The 19,504-nt window shown below is 36.2% G+C and carries 13 protein-coding genes; 4 read left to right on the plus strand and 9 right to left on the minus strand.

Annotated elements, in window-relative coordinates; all coding sequences use genetic code 11:
- Positions 1-33: 33 nt before the first annotated feature.
- Positions 34-1,143 carry a lactonase family protein gene (locus ACO05K_RS13450; RefSeq protein ID WP_421944948.1) on the plus strand — a complete coding sequence of 370 codons (1,110 nt, stop codon included), beginning with the start codon at positions 34-36 and terminating at the stop codon, positions 1,141-1,143.
- Between the two features lie 6 nt (positions 1,144-1,149).
- Positions 1,150-1,644 (plus strand): SRPBCC family protein, encoded by a 495-nt coding sequence (locus ACO05K_RS13455; RefSeq protein ID WP_421944949.1) that lies wholly within the window; start codon positions 1,150-1,152, stop codon positions 1,642-1,644.
- Positions 1,645-1,871: 227 nt separating this feature from the next.
- Here ACO05K_RS13455 and ACO05K_RS13460 read toward each other — a convergent pair whose 3' ends face one another.
- The 5 genes from ACO05K_RS13460 to ACO05K_RS13480 all read right to left on the minus strand — a co-directional run bounded on the left by ACO05K_RS13460 (position 1,872) and on the right by ACO05K_RS13480 (position 6,587).
- Positions 1,872-2,318, minus strand: a complete 447-nt coding sequence (locus ACO05K_RS13460; protein ID WP_421944950.1) for a KTSC domain-containing protein — start codon at positions 2,316-2,318, stop codon at positions 1,872-1,874.
- Between the two features lie 150 nt (positions 2,319-2,468).
- Positions 2,469-3,614 (minus strand): N-acetyl-alpha-D-glucosaminyl L-malate synthase BshA, encoded by a 1,146-nt coding sequence (gene bshA, locus ACO05K_RS13465; RefSeq protein WP_421944951.1) that lies wholly within the window; start codon positions 3,612-3,614, stop codon positions 2,469-2,471.
- Positions 3,615-4,113: 499 nt separating this feature from the next.
- The gene (gene pth, locus ACO05K_RS13470) at positions 4,114-4,674 is read right to left on the minus strand and encodes an aminoacyl-tRNA hydrolase (protein ID WP_421944952.1); all 561 of its coding nucleotides are present in this window, start codon (positions 4,672-4,674) and stop codon (positions 4,114-4,116) included.
- Positions 4,675-4,911: 237 nt separating this feature from the next.
- Positions 4,912-5,496, minus strand: a complete 585-nt coding sequence (locus ACO05K_RS13475) for a 50S ribosomal protein L25/general stress protein Ctc (protein ID WP_421944953.1) — start codon at positions 5,494-5,496, stop codon at positions 4,912-4,914.
- Between the two features lie 149 nt (positions 5,497-5,645).
- The gene (locus tag ACO05K_RS13480) at positions 5,646-6,587 is read right to left on the minus strand and encodes a ribose-phosphate pyrophosphokinase (protein WP_421944954.1); all 942 of its coding nucleotides are present in this window, start codon (positions 6,585-6,587) and stop codon (positions 5,646-5,648) included.
- Positions 6,588-6,941: 354 nt separating this feature from the next.
- On the opposite strand from ACO05K_RS13480, the gene ACO05K_RS13485 reads away from it, so the two are divergent.
- Complete coding sequence (locus tag ACO05K_RS13485) at positions 6,942-9,971, plus strand: DUF2723 domain-containing protein (RefSeq protein WP_421944955.1); 3,030 nt, start codon at positions 6,942-6,944, stop codon at positions 9,969-9,971.
- A gap of 225 nt (positions 9,972-10,196) precedes the next feature.
- A complete protein-coding gene (locus tag ACO05K_RS13490; protein WP_421944956.1) occupies positions 10,197-13,238 on the plus strand; it encodes a protein O-mannosyl-transferase family in 3,042 nt (1,013 codons plus the stop codon).
- A gap of 407 nt (positions 13,239-13,645) precedes the next feature.
- Here the strand turns inward: ACO05K_RS13490 and ACO05K_RS13495 are convergent, their stop codons facing one another.
- The 4 genes from ACO05K_RS13495 to ACO05K_RS13510 form a co-directional block, all read right to left on the minus strand.
- Positions 13,646-14,608, minus strand: a complete 963-nt coding sequence (locus ACO05K_RS13495; RefSeq protein WP_421944957.1) for an acetyl-CoA carboxylase carboxyltransferase subunit alpha — start codon at positions 14,606-14,608, stop codon at positions 13,646-13,648.
- Between the two features lie 72 nt (positions 14,609-14,680).
- Positions 14,681-15,541 (minus strand): SPFH domain-containing protein, encoded by an 861-nt coding sequence (locus ACO05K_RS13500; protein WP_421944958.1) that lies wholly within the window; start codon positions 15,539-15,541, stop codon positions 14,681-14,683.
- 689 nt (positions 15,542-16,230) lie between these two features.
- Entirely contained in the window at positions 16,231-17,790 is a 1,560-nt protein-coding gene (locus tag ACO05K_RS13505) for a S10 family peptidase (protein ID WP_421944959.1), read from the minus strand.
- 132 nt (positions 17,791-17,922) lie between these two features.
- Entirely contained in the window at positions 17,923-19,503 is a 1,581-nt protein-coding gene (locus tag ACO05K_RS13510; RefSeq protein ID WP_421944960.1) for a SusD/RagB family nutrient-binding outer membrane lipoprotein, read from the minus strand.
- Position 19,504 lies beyond the last annotated feature (1 nt).

The following is a 19,504-nucleotide window of genomic DNA, read 5'->3' on the forward strand; positions in this document are numbered from 1 at the left end:
TGATATTTGTTTTAATCCAATAAAGGAAATCCCATGAAAAAATATAACCTTTTAATTTTATCTCTATTGATTAACACCATAGCGTTAGCGCAAAAACCAAATTACAACCTAATTATTGGTACTTACACCAATACTGGCAAGAGTGAAGGAATCTATACCTATAATTTTAACAGTTTAAGCGGCAACACCAAATTAAAAGCAATAACAAAAGATGTAGCCAATCCAAGTTACCTAGCGCTTTCTGCCGATAAAAAATTCGCTTATGCAGTAAACGAAACTGGCGAGACCAGCACGATTAGTGCATTCAAGTACAATGCAATTTCCGGAAAATTAACTTTTATAAATAAAGTAAGTAGCGAAGGCGCCGATCCGTGTTACATTACCGTTAGAGGGCAAAATGTTATCGTAGCCAACTATTCGGGTGGCACGATTGCTGTTTTTAAAAGAAATGCCAATGGCTCTTTAACGGCGGCTGTACAAGTAATTAAGCATACCGGTAAAAGTATTGACCCTAAAGGCAGACAAGAAAGTGCACACGTACACATGGTTAAATTTACACCGGATGGAAAATATTTAATATGCAACGATTTAGGCGAAGACCGAGTTTATACTTACGCTTACAATCCTACTAATAAAAACACTGTATTGGCGCTAAAAAGTGTATTATCTACAAACGCAGGAAGCGGTCCACGCCATATTGCTTTTAGCCCTAATGGGAAGTTTGCTTATTTGGCACATGAATTTAATGGTAGCATTACCGGATTTTTCTACACTAACGGCAGCCTTAAGAAAATACAGGAAATCGGCACAACAGATAAATCATTCACAGGCAAAATTGATGCAGCAGATATTCATGTTTCGGCTGATGGAAAGTTTCTTTACGAAACCAATCGGGGCGATGCCAACACCATTTCGGTATTTTCAATTCTCCCTACCGGAATATTAAGATTTGTTGAAACCGTAAGCACTTTGGGAAAAGGTCCGAGGAATTTTTCAATCGACCCAAGTGGCAAGTTTTTATTGGTTGCGCATCAATATACTAATGATGTTGTAATTTTTAAACGCAATAGCGTAACCGGCAAACTTACTGATAGTGGCAAACGCATAGAAGTAGGCGCACCTGTTTGTTTAATATTTCAATAGAATTGGATGGAAAACTTTGATTGGACGCAGTTTACGCTAAAAATAGCAATCAAAGCTAATTTAGAAACCATTTACAATGCCTGGACAAAAGCTTCTGAAATTGAGAAATGGTTTTTAAGCGAAGCTAAATTTTCAGATGAAAACCAAATTGTTTTAGAAAAAGATAGTTCTGCTCTAAAAGGCGATAACTACAAATGGATTTGGTATTTGTACGATGATATTGAACGTGGTAAAATCACAGAAGCTAATAATATTGATTTCCTTCAGTTTACTTTCGCTGGCAATTGCTTAGTTGACATTAAGTTGAAGGAAGAATTTGAATACGTTATTGTTGAGCTTACTCAAAAAAACATCCCGACAGATGATAACTCAAAACGAAACATACGTTTAGGTTGCCACGGTGGCTGGAGTTTTTATTTACTGAACTTAAAATCAGTTTACGAAGGTGGTTTAGATTTAAGAAATAAAGACAATCGCTTTAAACCGATGTTGAATAATTAAGGTTCTCTTAAACCACCCCCAAGGTCATTAACTTAATAAAAGCCATTGTCAGTCTGAGCCTGTCGAAGACCCTTTTTTATAGTCGAAAAGCAAAAATATTTGTCCTTCGACAAGCTCAGGATGACATTTTTTTTTGTTTTCTCCTTAAGTTAATGACATTAGGACAAGAACTGGTTAAAACGCACTTTTAAAAAAAAGCTTCTTGAAATTATCAAGAAGCTTTTTTTTTATACTGTTTCTGCAACCTTTACCACATTGCGATATGGGTAAGAATTACAAATATGTCTTCTGGCAAACCTACCGGGTGAATCCGCATTTACCAATTTAATATAAATTGCTCTCGGCACATCGAAATACTCATATGCGCTTCCATCAAAAAACTGAATGTTTAACACCGATTGTTTATACTCAAAATCTAAAATATTTGAGTTGGTAATTGTATTTGTGTACGTTTCTATATTTTGCTCGCAAGTTTCTGGCGCAATGCTTACTAAAAAGTGGTAAGCTTCAATAATTTCTTTACTTCTTGCTTCGGCCGCTAACTTTTCTTCCTCAACCTGAAACTTATCAGGATGATACTCTTTCATCATGGTACGATAAACAGATTTCAGCAATGCTAACTCTGCCGTTTTATCTACATTTAAAAGCTTTCTATAATCAACTATTTTTTTCATTTGCCGCAAAGGTACGATTTATAATGATTTGATTTTGAGAAAGTTTTGTTTTGGCAATTATTAATTTATTAAGCTTTGGTTAATAATAAAATATAACCGCATCTCAAAGTGTATAAAGCTTTGAATTACATTACAGTTGCAACAAAATAGTTAATTAATATTCGCCTGAAGTGAATTTTCTACTATCTCTTTATAGAAATTGATGTAAGAAGGCAGAATCTTTTTCAAATCGAAATCTTTTGCTCTGGTAAGCGCATTCTCTTTAAAATATTTCAGCGTTTCATCATTTGTTAAAATGGTTATGGCTTTATTTGCCATATCTTCAACATCTCCAACATCACACATATAACCGCAAAAATCATCAACATTTAGTTCAGGCAAACCACCAGCATTTGAAGTAATTACCGGAACCTTACAAGCCATCGCCTCAAGAGCAGCTAAACCAAAACTTTCAGATTCAGAAGGCATTAAGAATAAATCAGAAACCGATAAAATTTCCTCAACAGCATCTTGTTTGCCTAAAAAGCGAACATGATCTGAAATATTTAAGGTACGGCAAAGTTGCTCATCATAAACACGTTCCGGTCCGTCTCCAACCATTAAAAGCTTCGAAGGAATCACCGCCTGCACTTTTTCGAAAATCCGGATAACATCAGAAGTCCTCTTTACTTTTCGGAAGTTTGAAGTGTGAATTAGAATGCGCTCGTTATTTGGGGCAATTGCTTTTTTGAAATGGTCTTTTGCCTGCAATTTAAAACGACTAAAATCTATAAAATTCGGAATAACCTTTATATCCTTCGTAATCTCGAAGTGTCTGTAGGTATCATCTTTTAAATCTTGAGATACAGTTGTAATACCATCACTTTGGTTAATAGAAAACGTTACAACAGGCTTATAGGTTGGGTCTTTTCCAACCAAGGTAATATCAGTACCGTGAAGTGTGGTAACTACAGGAATATGAATGCCATAGCTTGCCAATATTTGTTTAGCCATAAAAGCTGCCGAAGCGTGAGGTATGGCATAGTGAACATGCAACACATCAAGTTGCTCAAAACGAACAACATCTACAAGCTTACTTGCAAGCGCAGATTCGTACGGAGCATAATCAAATAATGGATAATCTCTAACAGAAACTTCGTGATAGAATAAATTGGCAGAAAAAAAATCGAGTCTTGCAGGCTGGCTGTAAGTAATAAAATGGACTTGATGCCCTTCATTTGCAAGTGCCTTACCAAGTTCTGTTGCAACTACGCCACTACCACCGAAAGTGGGATAGCAAACAATTCCTATCTTCATTATTAATGTATTGTTGTTACCACAAATGTAGCCGATTTTAATCTATTTTGCGTGTCGGCAAATTGCAATAATAATATTGCTGAAGGATTATTTAGCGGCTAGAGCAACAATAAGTTTATAATTAAAATTTGAAAATTAAAGTTGGTTGCATTTAGATACTCCTACCCCGTTGTTCGCTATATCTTTTTGTTAACGCTGCTGCAAAATTTGAATTTTAGCAACAAGAAGTATATCGCTGCCACCGGGTTTATAAACTATGGCTGTTGCAAGAAACCCCACCCAAACGCACAGAATTAAGTAACATAGCCCCGATTGCCGCGTAGCCCGATTAAGCATTGTTTTTCATTTTTCAAAGGTATGCTTGCTTGTTTCACAGGTTTAATCGGGCGCAGCAAAAAGCGGGAAGAAAGTAGCCAAGTATTACAATGCCTTGCGCTTCAAAAAAATTAAACTTATCCTTTGCTAATTGTATCTACAGCTAAGGCAAAAATATTCTTTTCTATTTGTTAAAGGCAGTCATTGTATGTGCCGGACCTACAGTTACAAAGCTTTTAATTAAATCAACACTTTTATCTATCAAGGCAGGCAATTCGAGTTGTTCTTCCTTATCAAACAAACCCAAAACAAAATCTACTTGTCTTCCTTTTGGATAATCGTTACCGATACCAAATCTTAAACGGGCATAGTTTTGTCCGCCGCAAACTTCTTCTATGCTTTTTAAACCATTGTGGCCGGCGCTACTGCCTTGCAATTTCAAGCGCAGTTTACCTAGTGGAAGTGCTAAATCATCTACAATTACTAAAACATTTTCGGGTGCTATTTTAAGCTCCTTCATCCAGTAATTAACCGCTTTACCGCTCAAATTCATGAAAGTTGTTGGTTTGATAACATGGAGTTTCTTACCCTTGAAACCAACTTCGGCATAATATGCCAAACGGATGTTATCGAAACTTCCACCTAATCCTTTTACAAGTTCATCAGCAATATCAAAACCAATATTATGCCTTGTATGCGCATAATCTGGGCCAATATTACCCAAGCCAACAATAAGATATTTCATGGCGCAAATGTAAATGCTTAAAACTTAAAGACCAAAGATAAATGGAGGATGTTTGATGGGCGATGTATGATGGGAAATGGATAATTGAAAATTGGGAATAGGAAATTGCGAATGTTTGATGGGAAATGGACAATGGCAATGGTAGAAAGATCTTATTCTGAAAATCCTAAACAATCCTGGTCAAAAAAACGGCTCGAATAAATTCGAGCCGTTCTCTGTATAATCAAGAAATCCTGATTATTTTTTACCTTTTGCAGCTTCAGTTTCTGCTTGTTTTAATGCTCTAGACATTGCAACAGAAACGATAGTATCTTCAGGAGTGTTAGTAATTGCGTAATCCTGACCTTTTAAATCACGAACACGGAATAAACTACCTACTTCTAATTTCTCTAAGCTTACTTCAACGTTTTGAGGCATGTTAGCTGGTAAAGCCTTAACGCGAAGTTTACGTAATTTCTGGATTAACTTACCACCCATTTTAACACCTGGAGAAGTACCGGTTAATTTAACAGGAATTTCCATAACGATTTCTTTCTCGTCGAATAACTGAAGAAAATCGATGTGCATTAAAATGTCAGTTAACGGGTGAAACTGAGTATCTTTTACGATAGCTTTAGTTTTTTTACCATCAACATTGATTTCTACGAAGTTTACTTCTGGCGTGTAGATAACATCTCTTAAATCAGCAATTACAACAGCTAAATGTTGTTGTTCATTACCACCGTACAATACCGCTGGAACTTTACCTTCGTAACGAAGTTCCTTAGCATCGCGTTTCCCTACGTTCTCTCTTGGAGAACCGCTAATAGCGATTGTTTTCATTTTTGTTATATTTATTTATTGTTTAATAGGTTAATTGTATAATTGTTAAACTGAACCAACAACTCACACAATCTTCCTTTTTATTCTAATATTTATTAAAGTATTTCTGTAACAGTTAACCAATTTCTCGGTTAAAACAATTAACCAGCCTATACTTTAAACAAGTCGCTGATTGAACCATGCTCATTTACATTAGCAATTGCTCTTGCAAATAAGTTTGCGGTACTCAGTACTCTGATTTTTTCGCTCTGTTGTTTTAAAGGAATTGTATCTGTAACAATTAATTCTGATAACACAGAATTTTCTACAGTCTCAATTGCTTTGCCCGATAAAACAGCATGTGTACAAACTGCTCTAACGCTTGCTGCACCATTTTCCATAATCAAAGCTGCTGCTTTTGATAAGGTTCCGGCTGTATCGCAGATATCATCAATTAAAACAACATCTTGTCCGGTTACATCACCAATAATCGACATTGATTCGATTTCATTGGCACGTTTACGGCGTTTATCGCAAATAATAACTTCTGCATTAAAAAACTTTGCAAAAGTACGGGCTCTGTAAGAACCGCCCATATCTGGCGATGCAATTGTTAAATTAGGCAGATTTAAGCTTTTAATGTAAGGAACAAAAATAACCGAACCATCTAAGTGATCTACCGGAATATCAAAGAAACCTTGTATTTGTGCAGCATGCAAATCCATCGTCATAATGCGGTGAATACCTGCCGATTTTAATAAGTTAGCAACCAATTTAGCACCAATTGCTACACGTGGCTTATCTTTTCTATCCTGACGGGCCAAACCATAATAAGGAACTACTGCAGTTATATAATGTGCAGATGCTCTTTTAGCTGCATCAACCATTAATAAAAGTTCCATTAAGTTATCGCTAGGCTGATAAGTAGACTGGATTAGAAAAACATCGCAACCGCGGATTGATTCATCAAAAGAAGGCTGAAATTCGCCATCGCTGAATTTGTGGATACTTACTTCACCAAGTGGTTTGCCGTAATGTTCAGCAATTTTTAGTGATAATCCTCTTGAACCTGTTCCGGAAAATAGTTTTACCGGGTTAAACTGCAATGGCATGATCCGTGTGTAGTTTACGGTTTAAAAAAAATCGGATCATGTAATTTTATTTACACGATCCGATGCTAAATTTGTTGTCCGACCTGGATTCGAACCAAGACAAACAGTACCAAAAACTGTCGTACTACCCTTATACTATCGGACAAACTACTTATCGAGGATATATCCCCGATTGGGAATGCAAATGTAGGAAGCATATTTTAATTATGCAAGAGTGATTTCAAAAAAAAATCATTTTTTTTCATCTTTTATTTTTCAATAAAAATGTTCGCTGCTCATGCAACATTCTTCTTTTAAATCCGACTTTATAGGTTAAAACCTATAACTAATTTAATATCAATCATTAACCAGACTATGAATTATTCCAAAATTAACAACGTTACCGGTTGGCTCTGCTTTTTTGTTGCAGCAACAACTTATATTTTAACTTTAGATTCTTCTGTAAGTTTTTGGGATTGCGGCGAATTTATCGCTTCAGCATTCCGTTTAGAAGTTGTTCACCAACCAGGAGCACCAATAGTTTCTATGATTCAAAGGGTATTTTCGGCATTGGCTTTTGGAGATAACAGCAAAGTTGCCTATTTAATGAATGTTGCATCAGCCCTGGCAAGTGCAGCAACAATTTTATTTTTATTTTGGACGATAACTGCTTTAGCAAAGCGGGTTTTAATCAAAAACAATAACACAATTACCATTGCTGAAACCATTACCCTAATTGGCGCAGGTTTAGTTGGAGCACTGGCTTATGCTTTTTCTGATAGCTTTTGGTTTTCAGCAGTTGAAGCAGAAGTTTATGCAATGTCATCGCTTTGCACAGCAGTAGCATTATGGGGCATTTTGAAATGGGAAGCAAATGCAGATGAACCTCGTGCCGACAGATGGTTGGCTTTTGTTGCCTACATTGTTGGTTTATCAATCGGTGTACACCTTTTAAATTTATTGGTTATTCCGGCAGTTATATTTGTTTATTATTTCCGCAAAAATCCAAATCCTACAGTTAAAGGAATATTAAAAACCTTAGTCGTTTCTATTCTAATTTTAGCATTTGTGCAATATGGCATCATCCAATATATGGTAGCCGCAGCAGCAAATTTCGATTTCTTTTTTGTCAATAAGCTTGGGTTAGGTTTTGGAACCGGTGTTTTGTTTTTCGCCATCCTACTAATTGGCGGATTGGTTTTATCCATCAGGTATTCTATAAAAAACAATAAAAAGGTTTTAAACCTGGCTTTAATCTCAACAGTATTATTAATTTTTGGTTACAGTTCATTTTCCTTATTAATTATCAGAGCACAAGCCAAACCAAATTTGAATAACACCAACCCAGATAATGCATTTTCATTTTTGAGATACGTTAATAGGGCACAATATGGTAGCAGACCGCTCCTATTTGGCGAAAACTACAATACGCAGAAAGTAGATTTAAAAGAAACGGAAAAGCTTTATCGCAAAGGGTCGAATGGTAAATATGAATCCGCAGGCAGCAACTCGAAATACATTTTCGAAAAAACTACGCCAATACCGAGAATGTATAGCGATAAAGCCGAACACATCAATTTTTATAAGAACTGGATGGGTTTTGATGATTCGCATACACCAAATTTAGCCGACAACCTAAAATACATGTCTTCGTTTCAGGTTGGGCATATGTACATGAGGTACTTTATGTGGAATTTTGTTGGCAGGCAAAACAACGTTGATGGTCAGCTTGGTGAAAATGGTGGCGGTTGGCTTAGTGGGGTTAAACCGATTGACGCTGTCAGACTTGGAAATCAACAAAACCTTCCTCCATCAATTGTTGATAATAAAGCGTATAACAGATTTTTCTTCTTGCCGCTGATATTAGGAATAATCGGAGCCATCTGGCATTTTAAACGAAATCAGAAACATGCAGGCGTTATTGGATTATTATTCTTCTTTACAGGCGTAGCAATCGTTTTATACTTAAATTCTGTACCCATCGAACCTCGGGAACGTGATTACGCTTATGTAGGTTCATTTTATGCCTTTGCAATATGGATTGGTTTAAGCGTTGTTGGCTTAAAGGAATGGTTATTTAAAAACCTTACTCCAAAAATGGCCGCCACTTTTGCCTCGGTAATTGGTTTGTTTGCCGCACCAATCATTATGGCTAGCCAGGGTTGGGACGATCACAATCGTTCAGAAAGTTATTTAGCAAAAGACATCTCCGCAAACTATTTAAAATCTTGCGCTCCAAATGCAATTTTATTCACCTATGGTGATAATGATACTTTCCCGGTTTGGTATGCTCAGGAAGTAGAACATATTCGTCCTGATGTTCGAGTAGTAAATTTAAGTCTATTAAACTTCGACTGGACAATTGATGGTTTGCGCAAAAAGCAAAATGAATCTGCGGCTTTGCCCATCACCATGAAACCTGAGCAATACGCTGAAGGCACCAGAGAAGTGATGTACTATCAGGATTTCAAAATCGCTCAAAATATAGAATTAAAGCAAATACTTGAAGTTTTACTTTCTGATAGTGATGAAGATAAAATCACTTTACAGGATGGCTCAAAATCAAACATCTTACCAACAAAAAATTTCAAAATTACAGTAAATAAAAAAGATGTTTTGGATACCGGAACAGTTCCTATTGAAGATGCAGGAAAAATTGCCGGCAGCATGGAATGGACTTATCAGGATGAATACATTACAAAAGGAACACTTGCATTACTGGATATTTTAACCCACAACGATTGGAAAAGACCAATATATTTTACCAATGCAATGCCTGATGAACAATATATTGGTTTAGACAGATATTTATACACAGAAGGATTAAACCTGAGGTTACTCCCTTTGATACCTGACACCAATAAAACAGAAATTTTCGAACAAGTAAACGCTAAACCTTATTTAAATAACATGTTAAATGTTTACAAATGGGGCAATATTAAAAACGCAAACCATTTAGACAGGCAATCGGCCGATGATGTTGCCATGTTTACAAATATGTTTAACGGAATAATTGGCGAGTTGATAACCGAAAATAAAATTGCCGAAAGTAAAAAAGCAGTAGAGAAATATTATGAGGTAATGCCTGCAAAATTTTATAGTATGCGCCATGTAATGAGTTCATTTTATTTTACGCAAAACCTCTACCGATTAAATGATTTGAACAGAGCAAATGCTTTTATAATTAGATCTGCTGATTATATGAATAAGGAACTAACCTATCTGGCTGATGTATCTGAAAGCAAAAACAGACTAACAAACCAACGAGATGTACAGAGCTACCTGACCTATCTTGGTGAAATGGTAAAGCTTACCCATAACTACAAACAAAAAGATTTAAGCATTAAGTTAGAGAAGCAATACAATCAGCTGCTTAACCGATTTTCACCATATTTTAGTGGTTAGGAAGTAGAAGTTTACATGGTAAAACCCATCTTTTTTCGAAATGGAAAGAGATGGGTTTTATTGTTTAATATTTATGGTTAAAGCTGAATTTGACATCAGTCAAAATATTAAACAGTTAAAATATGTAAAAACAATAGGAGAATTTCCTTATTTATCGACTATATTAATTAATTTCGGCAGCATTTTTATGCACAGTAACATTTAATTATCCATTATCAAAAACCAATGAATTATTCAAAAGTTAATAATATAGTAGGCTGGATCTGCTTTTTAATTGCTACAATAACTTACGTTTTAACCTTAGAGCCTTCTGTAAGTTTCTGGGATTGCGGAGAGTTTATCGCTTCTGCGTTAAAAATGCAAGTTGTACACCAACCAGGTGCGCCTTTATTTTTAATGATACAACGTTTTTTTGGTATTTTTGCCTTTGGCGATGTTACTAAAGTTGCCTATTGGATGAATATCGGTTCAGCCATTTCAAGTGCGGCAACCATCCTATTTTTATTCTGGACGATAACTGCTTTAGCTAAGAAAACGCTTGTAAAAGCAGGCGAAGAAGTTTCTACATCAAATCTTTACAGCATTATGGGTGCGGGTATTGTTGGTGCTTTAGCATACACATTTTCTGATAGTTTTTGGTTTTCAGCTGTAGAATCTGAGGTTTACGCACAATCATCTTTATTTACGGCTATAGTATTCTGGGGTATTTTAAAATGGGAATCTCACGCAGATGAACCAAGAGCAGACAGATGGTTATTGTTCATCGCGTACATTATGGGTTTATCAATTGGTATTCACTTATTAAACTTACTTACTGTTCCGGCAATTGCTTTCATTTATTACTTCAAAAGAGCTGAAAAAGTAACCACTTCAGGCATTATAAAAACCTTAATTGTAGGGATTTTAATATTAGGTGTGATTCAGTATGGTATCATCCAATACTTGGTTTCATTTGGTGCTTACTTCGATTTGTTCTTTGTAAACACTTTAGGTTTAGGCTTTGGAACGGGTGTATTATTCTTTGCTCTGATTGTTATCGGCTTATTGGTTTGGGGTATCAGATACTCTATTCAACACCAGAAGAAATTATTAAACTTAGGTTTAATTTCTACAGTTTTAATCATATTTGGTTATGCTTCTTTCGCAATGATTATCATCAGAGCAAAAGCAGACCCGAACTTAAATAACAGTGCGCCAAAAGATGCTTTCTCATTTTTAAGTTACTTAAACCGTGAACAATATGGCGATAGACCATTAGTTTTTGGTCCGAATTATAACTCTGAACGTGTTGGTGTTGAACAAGGAAAAACCATTTACAGAAAAGGTGCAGAAAAGTATGAAGTTGCAGGTAAGAAAAGCGATTATCAATACAGCGACAATACATTTTTACCTCGTATGTACAGCGATGATCAGCGTCATGCCGATTTCTACAAAGAGTGGATGCACTTAGACCCAAGTAAAAAACCGAATACCATTGATAACGTTGGTTTCTTATTTAGCTACCAAATTGGCTACATGTATTTACGTTATTTCGGTTGGAATTTTATTGGTCGCCAAAATGATGAACAAGGTCAAGGTAGCGGTTTTGAAGGAACTTCATTAAGCGGTGTTAAACCAATTGATGCAATCTGGCATGGCAATCAAACTAATTTACCTCCATCAACTGTTGATAATAAAGCATACAACCGCTTTTTCTTTTTACCATTGATTATTGGTTTATTAGGTGCTATCTGGCATTTTCAACGTAACCAAAAAGATGCTGGTGTTGTTGGTTTACTATTTTTCTTCACAGGTATTGCAATCGTTTTATACTTAAATCAAAAACCTCTTGAACCTCGTGAACGTGATTATGCTTATGTTGGCTCATTCTATGCCTTTGCAATTTGGATAGGTTTAGGTGTGTTGGCGATAAAAGAATGGCTGTTTAAAAAGTTAACCCCAACAACTGGTGCAATTGCAGCTACTGTTATTGGTTTATTTGCAGCACCAATTATTATGGCACAACAAGGTTGGGATGATCACGATCGTTCAACTAAGTTGGTAGCGCATGATATTGCTTACGATTATTTACAATCTTGCGCACCAAACGCCATTATTTTCACTTATGGAGATAATGATACTTATCCGCTTTGGTATATTCAGGAAGTTGAAAAAGTTCGCCCAGATGTACGTATTGTAAACTTGAGTTTATTTGATACTGATTGGTATATCAATGGAATGAAGCAAAAGCAAAACGATTCTGAACCATTGCCAATTTCGATGAAAGAATCGCAATTTGTACAAGGTGAACGTGATGTAATGCCTTACGATGATTATAAAATTGCCGGTAGCGTGGAGCTTAAAAATGTGGTCGATTTATTATTATCTGATAGTGCTGAAGATAAAGTTGCGATGCAGGATGGAACGAAATCAAACTTCTTACCAACTAAGAATTTCAAATTAACCATCAATCCGCAGGAAGTGATTAGCACTGGAACTGTTCAGGCAGCTGATGCTGATAAAATTACACCGGCAATGGAATGGAAATTTAACAAAGGTTATGTTACGAAAGGAACATTGGCAATGTTTGATATTTTAGCACATAACAATTGGAAACGCCCTATCTATTTCGCTTCTACAGTTCCATCAGAACAATATAATGGCTTAGATAAGTATTTATACAGCGAAGGTTTAGCTTTAAGATTATTGCCATTAAAAGCCGATACTACAGCAAGCGAAGAGAGAGAAGAATTATTAAATACTCCGGTTCTTTACAAAAATGTAATGGATAAATTTAAGTGGGGCAATATGAAAACCGCTAAATATTTAGATCCACAATCATCTGATGATACTTTCATTTTCACAAACCTTTTTAGCAGTTTAACTGGAAGCTTAATTAAAGAAGGTAAAGTAGATGAAGCTAAAAAAGTGGTTAACAAATATTTTGAAGTAATGCCGGATAAGTTTTACGGAATCCGCACTGTGGTTGTAAAATATTACATGGCAGAAAACCTTTACAAACTTGGAGAAAGCGCAAGAGCAAATGATATCTTAACGAAATCAGGAGATTATATCACTAAAGAGTTAACCTACTTAGCAGATATTTCTGATTCAAAATCTAGCTTAACAGGTATGCAAAATATTCAAACAGGATTGTACTATTTGGATAGAATGGTTAAAACTTCGAAAGCAATGGGACAAGCCAAAGTAAGCGCACAATTAGAGCGCCAGTTTACTTCTCTCGAAGGCAGATTCAGCAGATATTTTGGTCAGCAGCCAACGGAATAAACTTCGAAAGTTTTAAAGTATTTAAGGCAGTTGCATTAATTTGTAACTGCTTTTTTGTTTTCCTTCCGTTGCCGTCACCCTGAGGGCTAAGACTTACGAAGTTTCACTAGCATATTGCAAAGAAACTTCGTAAGTCTATAAAAGCATCTAACGCTTTAGGATGCTGAAATAAGACGATGAGGTTTAAACAAAACGCCGATAAACTTCGTAAGTCTAATAACCGCCTTTTGCAAGACCTACGAAGTTTTCTAAACAAAGTGCTGATTAAAACTTCGTAAGTCCAACTAAACGTCTTGTGCAAGACTTACGAAGTTTTAAACAAAGCGCTTAATTAAACTTCGTAAGTCTGGTGCACAAAAAAACCTGCTTAATAAATTAAGCAGGTTTAATATAATGATTTGTTAAAATTATTCGTTTACAAGTCCCATTTCGCAGAACTTGTTAATTCTTTGTTCTATCAGTTTATCTGTTTTGATTTTACCTAAAGCAGCTAAATCTTTTAAAAGATAATCTTTAAGCGTTTGTCCCATTAATTCCGGGTCTTGATGTGCACCACCCAAAGGTTCTGGAATAATACCATCAATTAGTTTATTGCCGAACATATCATCAGATGTTAACTTCAAACATTCAGCAGCCTTCTCTTTAAAATCCCAGCTTCTCCATAAAATAGATGAGCAAGATTCAGGAGAAATAACAGAATACCAAGTATGTTCTAACATATAAACTTTATCACCAATACCAATGCCTAAAGCACCACCAGATGCACCCTCACCTACAACAACGCAGATAATTGGTACTCTTAAAATAGACATTTCAAGTAAGTTACGTGCAATTGCTTCACCCTGACCACGTTCTTCAGCTTCTAAACCCGGGTAAGCACCCATCGTATCAATAAAAGAAACTACAGGTTTATTAAACTTTTCAGCCAAACGCATTAAACGTAATGCTTTACGGTAACCTTCCGGGTTAGCCATACCGAAATTACGGAACTGGCGTTCTTTAGTATTTTTACCTTTTTGGTGACCAATAACCATCACAGTTTGGCCATTAATTGTTGCAAAACCGCCAATAATTGCCTTATCATCTTTAACCGTTCTATCTCCATGAAGTTCGATAAAATCATCGCAAATCATATTGATATAATCCAGCGTTTGTGGTCTGTCTGGGTGACGGCTCATTTGAACCTTATTCCAGCCGGTTAAATTTTTATATAAGTTATTTGTGGTTTCATCTAATTTGCCATCAAGTTCATCTAAAGTGGCAGACATATCTACCTTAGTCTTTTCGGCAACTTGTTTAACCTTTTCTATCTGCTGAACTAAATCGGCAATAGGTTTCTCAAAATCGAATGATGTTTTTATTTGCTGCATAATTGGACAACAAAAATAAGTAATTATTTTTAGTTTGCAGTTAACAGTTAGTGTTTTATTAACACTTAATGGTTATTTCAAAGGCAACATAAAGCTCGAATTTCCGCCTGCCTGCGTTGTAGGCAACTTACCATCCCATCTTTGTATCCATTGCTGTTGCACCAATAAAGGCGTTAAAGATTGCTGTCTTAATTTATTTGCTTCCGATTCTGCCTTGGCACGAACCAGTAAAGCTTGTGCTTCACCAGTTGCCGTTGCAACTTTAACTTTTGCTTCTGCATCTGCTTGTTTAGCTTGATTTTCTGCCTTTAAACGTGCCTGTATCGATGCGTTTTTCTCATCAATCATTTGCCTTAAACTTTCAGGCGGCGTAATTGCCGATGTTAACTGGTCGTACACAAAACCATCTTTACTTAGGTTTTTAGTTAAAATCATCTGAATTCTATCTTCAAAACGTTCGCGGTTACTCATAACCGAATCAGAACTGAAAGAGTTTGCTACAATTCTATACGCATCATAAATGGTATTACGCATAAACTGCTGCTCAATTTCTGCTAATGGTTTACGGTACTGCCTGTAAATTTGCGGCACCATGGTAGAATTTACATGGTAATTTAACTTAGGGTCTACCTTAAATTCGGCAGCATCTTTTGTGGTAACAACAAATGGCTCATAATCTACAGATTGTGTATAAGTAGGAAATTCTACAATTTTGGTTGTCCAGGTGTTGTACCAAACCCTTCCGGTAACAATTGTAATGTTATCTACACCTCTATCCGATCCATATAAATTTATTTTTATACCTACATTTCCGGCATCAATATTTTCATAAGTAAAAGGTTGAACAGCATAAATTATAATAAGACCAATAACAATTGAGCCATATTTAATAAATCGTCTAATAAGTGTTCCTCTTGTAGTTCCGTCGTCCATGAGCGTTAAAGTTTTTTAAATAGTTTTTGAATAGGAAAATATAAAATTATAAAGGCAACAATAATTTCGAAAACGCCGATATAAACCTTCAAATTTGAGGGCTGACTGATAGAATTTACACCGAAGCTGATAAGTATTATTGCAGCAATAACACAGGTTAGATTGAGAACGAAATTCATTGTTACTTGGTTTAGGTAGAAATATAATGAAAACTTGAAATATTTCAAATCATTTTTTTGAAAAGCAGTTGCAGTTTTTCATTTGAAAAGTTAGTCCTGCTATTCGCTATATCTTTTGTGCTTCCTTCGACTACGCTCAGGATGACAGCACAAAAGGATAGCGCTACTATCAGGTTTAAATTACGCAGGTTTTTACAACTACGAGGGGGTTTTTCTTGCAATCGCATAAGTAAAATAGCCGTGATTGGAGCGGAAATACTTTTTGGTACAGTAACATAAATAAGCTGTCATCTGCAACCTATGAACAGATGCTTCGTGCCTCAGCATGACAGAAGTTTAAAAAGATTGTAGCGCAAAGCAGGACTAACGATTAATTGTTGTACCATCTTTGCGCTACAAATTATTTTTAAAAGATTTTTCCGCAGATTTACGCAGAAAAAAACGCAGATTTAAAGTGATTTAGTTTTATCTCAATCATCCTGAAAATCCATTAATCCTCAAAAATCCTGGTTAAAATTTCGCCGCTTCTCCGGTTTTTGGCAATGCTTTTTTAATAAACTCGCGAACATGTTCGTTAGATGTTTTTAAATCGTCTTTGCGTAAGTACATCATGTGGCCGCTGCGATAACCTTCCCAACTCATTCTATCTTGCAGCTTACCCGCAGCATCTAACTGCCACATGCTATATTTTGCGTTGAAATAATCGCAAGCACCATCATAATAACCAGATTGAACTAATAAGTGTAAATATGGGTTTTGTGCCATCGCCTGACGTAAATTGTCTCCGGTTCTATCGCCAGAATTATCCCAAGGATGCACCGAACCAAACATGTTGTATTTCAAATCAGTTTTATAATTCAGTTCATTTCTTAAGTACATATTTATCGCCGGCGTAAAAGAATGCAACCAGGATGTTAGTTCTGCGTTATAATCAGGTCCTTCTCCGGCAGCCATTTTATCAATTCCTTTGTAACGAGAATCCAATCGACCAACGGTGAAACCTTTATCTCTTAAAAGTTCTTTCCAGAAGAAATTTGTTGGAACATTTAAGTTGTAATCAAGAAAAACCTTTTCAGATATGCCAGAATAACGAGCCATTTTAGCTGCGACTGCTTTTTTCTTCTCAGCACTTAACATGGCGCCCTGGGAAATTGCCGGAATAACTTCGTTAATGGTAAATTGCTCCACTTCTGGCAGCATTGCTGTTAAATCTTTTGATTGTAAATCTGCTGGCAAAGCTTTGTGATACCATGCCGTTGCAGCAAAATAAGGTAAACGCAAAGCTGCATCAACCGGACCACCACGTTCGATACCTAATTCTGTTGGCGAAACCAAAACAACACCATTTAAATACATCCATTGGTTGTTTTGCAGTTCTAAAGCAAGTCCGGAAACACGGGTTGTACCATAACTTTCGCCAATTAAAAACTTTGGCGATGCCCAACGATTATTTCTGGTAACGAAAGTATTAATCCATTCTGCCAAATATTTAATATCAGCTCTTACACCGAAAAATTTACTTCCCGGAATATCTTTACTAACTGCCCTTGAGTAACCCGTATTAACCGGGTCGATGTAAACGATATCTGCAACATCTAAAATTGAATATGGATTTTCTTTGTAACCATATGGTTGTACCGGATAACCTTCATCATCAATGTTAAGAACCACCGGACCAGTATATGCAATGTGCATCCAAACAGAAGCTGAACCCGGGCCACCGTTGAAGGAAATAACTAAAGGTCTTTTATCTCTATTTTGTACATCACTTCTTTCGTAGTAAGTGTAAAATAAACCTGCAATTGGTTTTCCTTCCTCATCCCAAACAGGCAATGTACCTGTTGTGGCTTTGTATGGCACTGATTTACCACCAATATTAACACTATGGTTTGTTATCACAGCACTTTCTACCTTAATGGCTCTTTCGCTGCCCGTAGGTTTTGGTTCTTCTTTAATGGTAACTTGTGATGTTGTTGTAGTTTCTTTTGCCGGAGTTCTTCGTGGCGTTTGCTGTGCACTGGCAAAAACGCTTGTAAGCAAGCATGCCGACAGTATAAATTTGAATTTCATTTAAAGTTTGGTTTGAACCATAAATATCAAACTAAAGCTTTTGCTATTCAAAAAAACATTGAAAATGTTACCATAAAAAAAACGGCTCTGCTATTTGCAGAACCGTTCGTAGAGATGATTTAAATGGTGAAATTATTTATCCCACCAAACTCTTCCAACAAGCTTATCGCCTCCGGGAACTGCTGCCGAAGCCGCTTTATAGTTTGCCGCGTTAGATACACCTTCTGCTAAAGGGTAAGGAAAACGACGAGGAATTGAACCACCTGTATTGGTATTTGGATACACAATTGGAACTAACGCAGGTAAACCTGTTCTTCTCCAGTTTGCCCATGTTTCATAAAAATCTAACATAGTGATGGTATGTGCCCAATATTGAGTAGCAATCATATCTAATCCGTTTGCTGCAACATAAGGATGCGCAGTTAAATAAGCGGCTGCATCGCTTGCGTTTACAGCCATCGCTGCATCATACTGAGATAGGAATGTCATTGCCGCTGTTACACCTGCGTTGTAATGCGTAGCTGCCGAACCGCCGATATTAAAACGTTGTGCTGCTTCTGCCCAAAGTAGTTCACTTTCTGCATATGTTAATATGAAGGTGTTACCATCTCTTTTTAGCATACCCGGATGCGGTGAAGAATAATCTGTAAAATCAGTGTAAGAAGCATCCTGACGAACATCTCTACCTGCAATACCACTCAAATCTTTACCATTAGGCATTCCTTTTTGTACTGCTGCTATAGTGATAAAATTAGGATTTTGAGTTTTGCTTCCATCTGTTAAATACAATTTGGTAACTGCAATTTTACTTAAACGTGGGTCGTTATTGCTTTTCAAGAAATTAATAAAAGTGCTGCTCCATCTGGTGTAGTAATTTTCCTGACCACCATCTCCTAATAAAACCTGTGCATTTCTATTTTGTGTTACACGACCGCCATTTGCATCGTGTTTAAAAATTGCGTTATCACCATCGCTGGTCATGGTTTTACCAACCGCTTTTGTAATGTAGGTTTGTGCAAGCGTTGCATCGGCTTTGGTTAAGCGCATAGCCATACGCAACATTAAACTGTTACCAAAACGTTTCCATTTTGCAACATCACCACCAAAAACCAAATCGCCATTTACAACATCGCCCGAAGCATTTAAAGCAGTAGATGCTTCATCAACTTCTTTTAATAAATCAGTATAAATGGCTTGCTGAGCATCGTATTTTGGATAAAGTATTGCAGAATAATAACCCTTTCCTGCATCAGAATAAGGAATATCTCCGTACAAATCTGTTAATCTTTCAAAAATTAAAGCTCTCCAGATTCTTCCCATATTATAAACGTTATTGTATTGCGCTTTTCCTCTGGTAAATTCAACCAAATCAACAGCATATTTTACCTGATCAGGATAAGCCTTTTCCCAATAAGCAGCCGTATAGCCTTCGTTTAACATGTATTTATCGCCTGCCCAATATCCGATTACAGATGACATGCCTTGCATCATTGTAGAGGCATAAATCAAATTTCCTCTCCAGGTTTCGTATGCAAAATCGGTACTACCAGTATATGTTAATTGAGCCGTTGACAGTAAGTAATTTGGATTATATTGTTCCTGACTTACCGAAACAGGATCGGTATTAATTTTTTGGAAATCTTTTGTACACCCAGATATCAGTACTAAACCAGATAATAAAAGTGGTACGTATAATTTTATGATCGTTTTCATT

The organism is Pedobacter sp. (assembly GCF_965227205.1).
Taxonomy (GTDB): domain Bacteria; phylum Bacteroidota; class Bacteroidia; order Sphingobacteriales; family Sphingobacteriaceae; genus Pedobacter.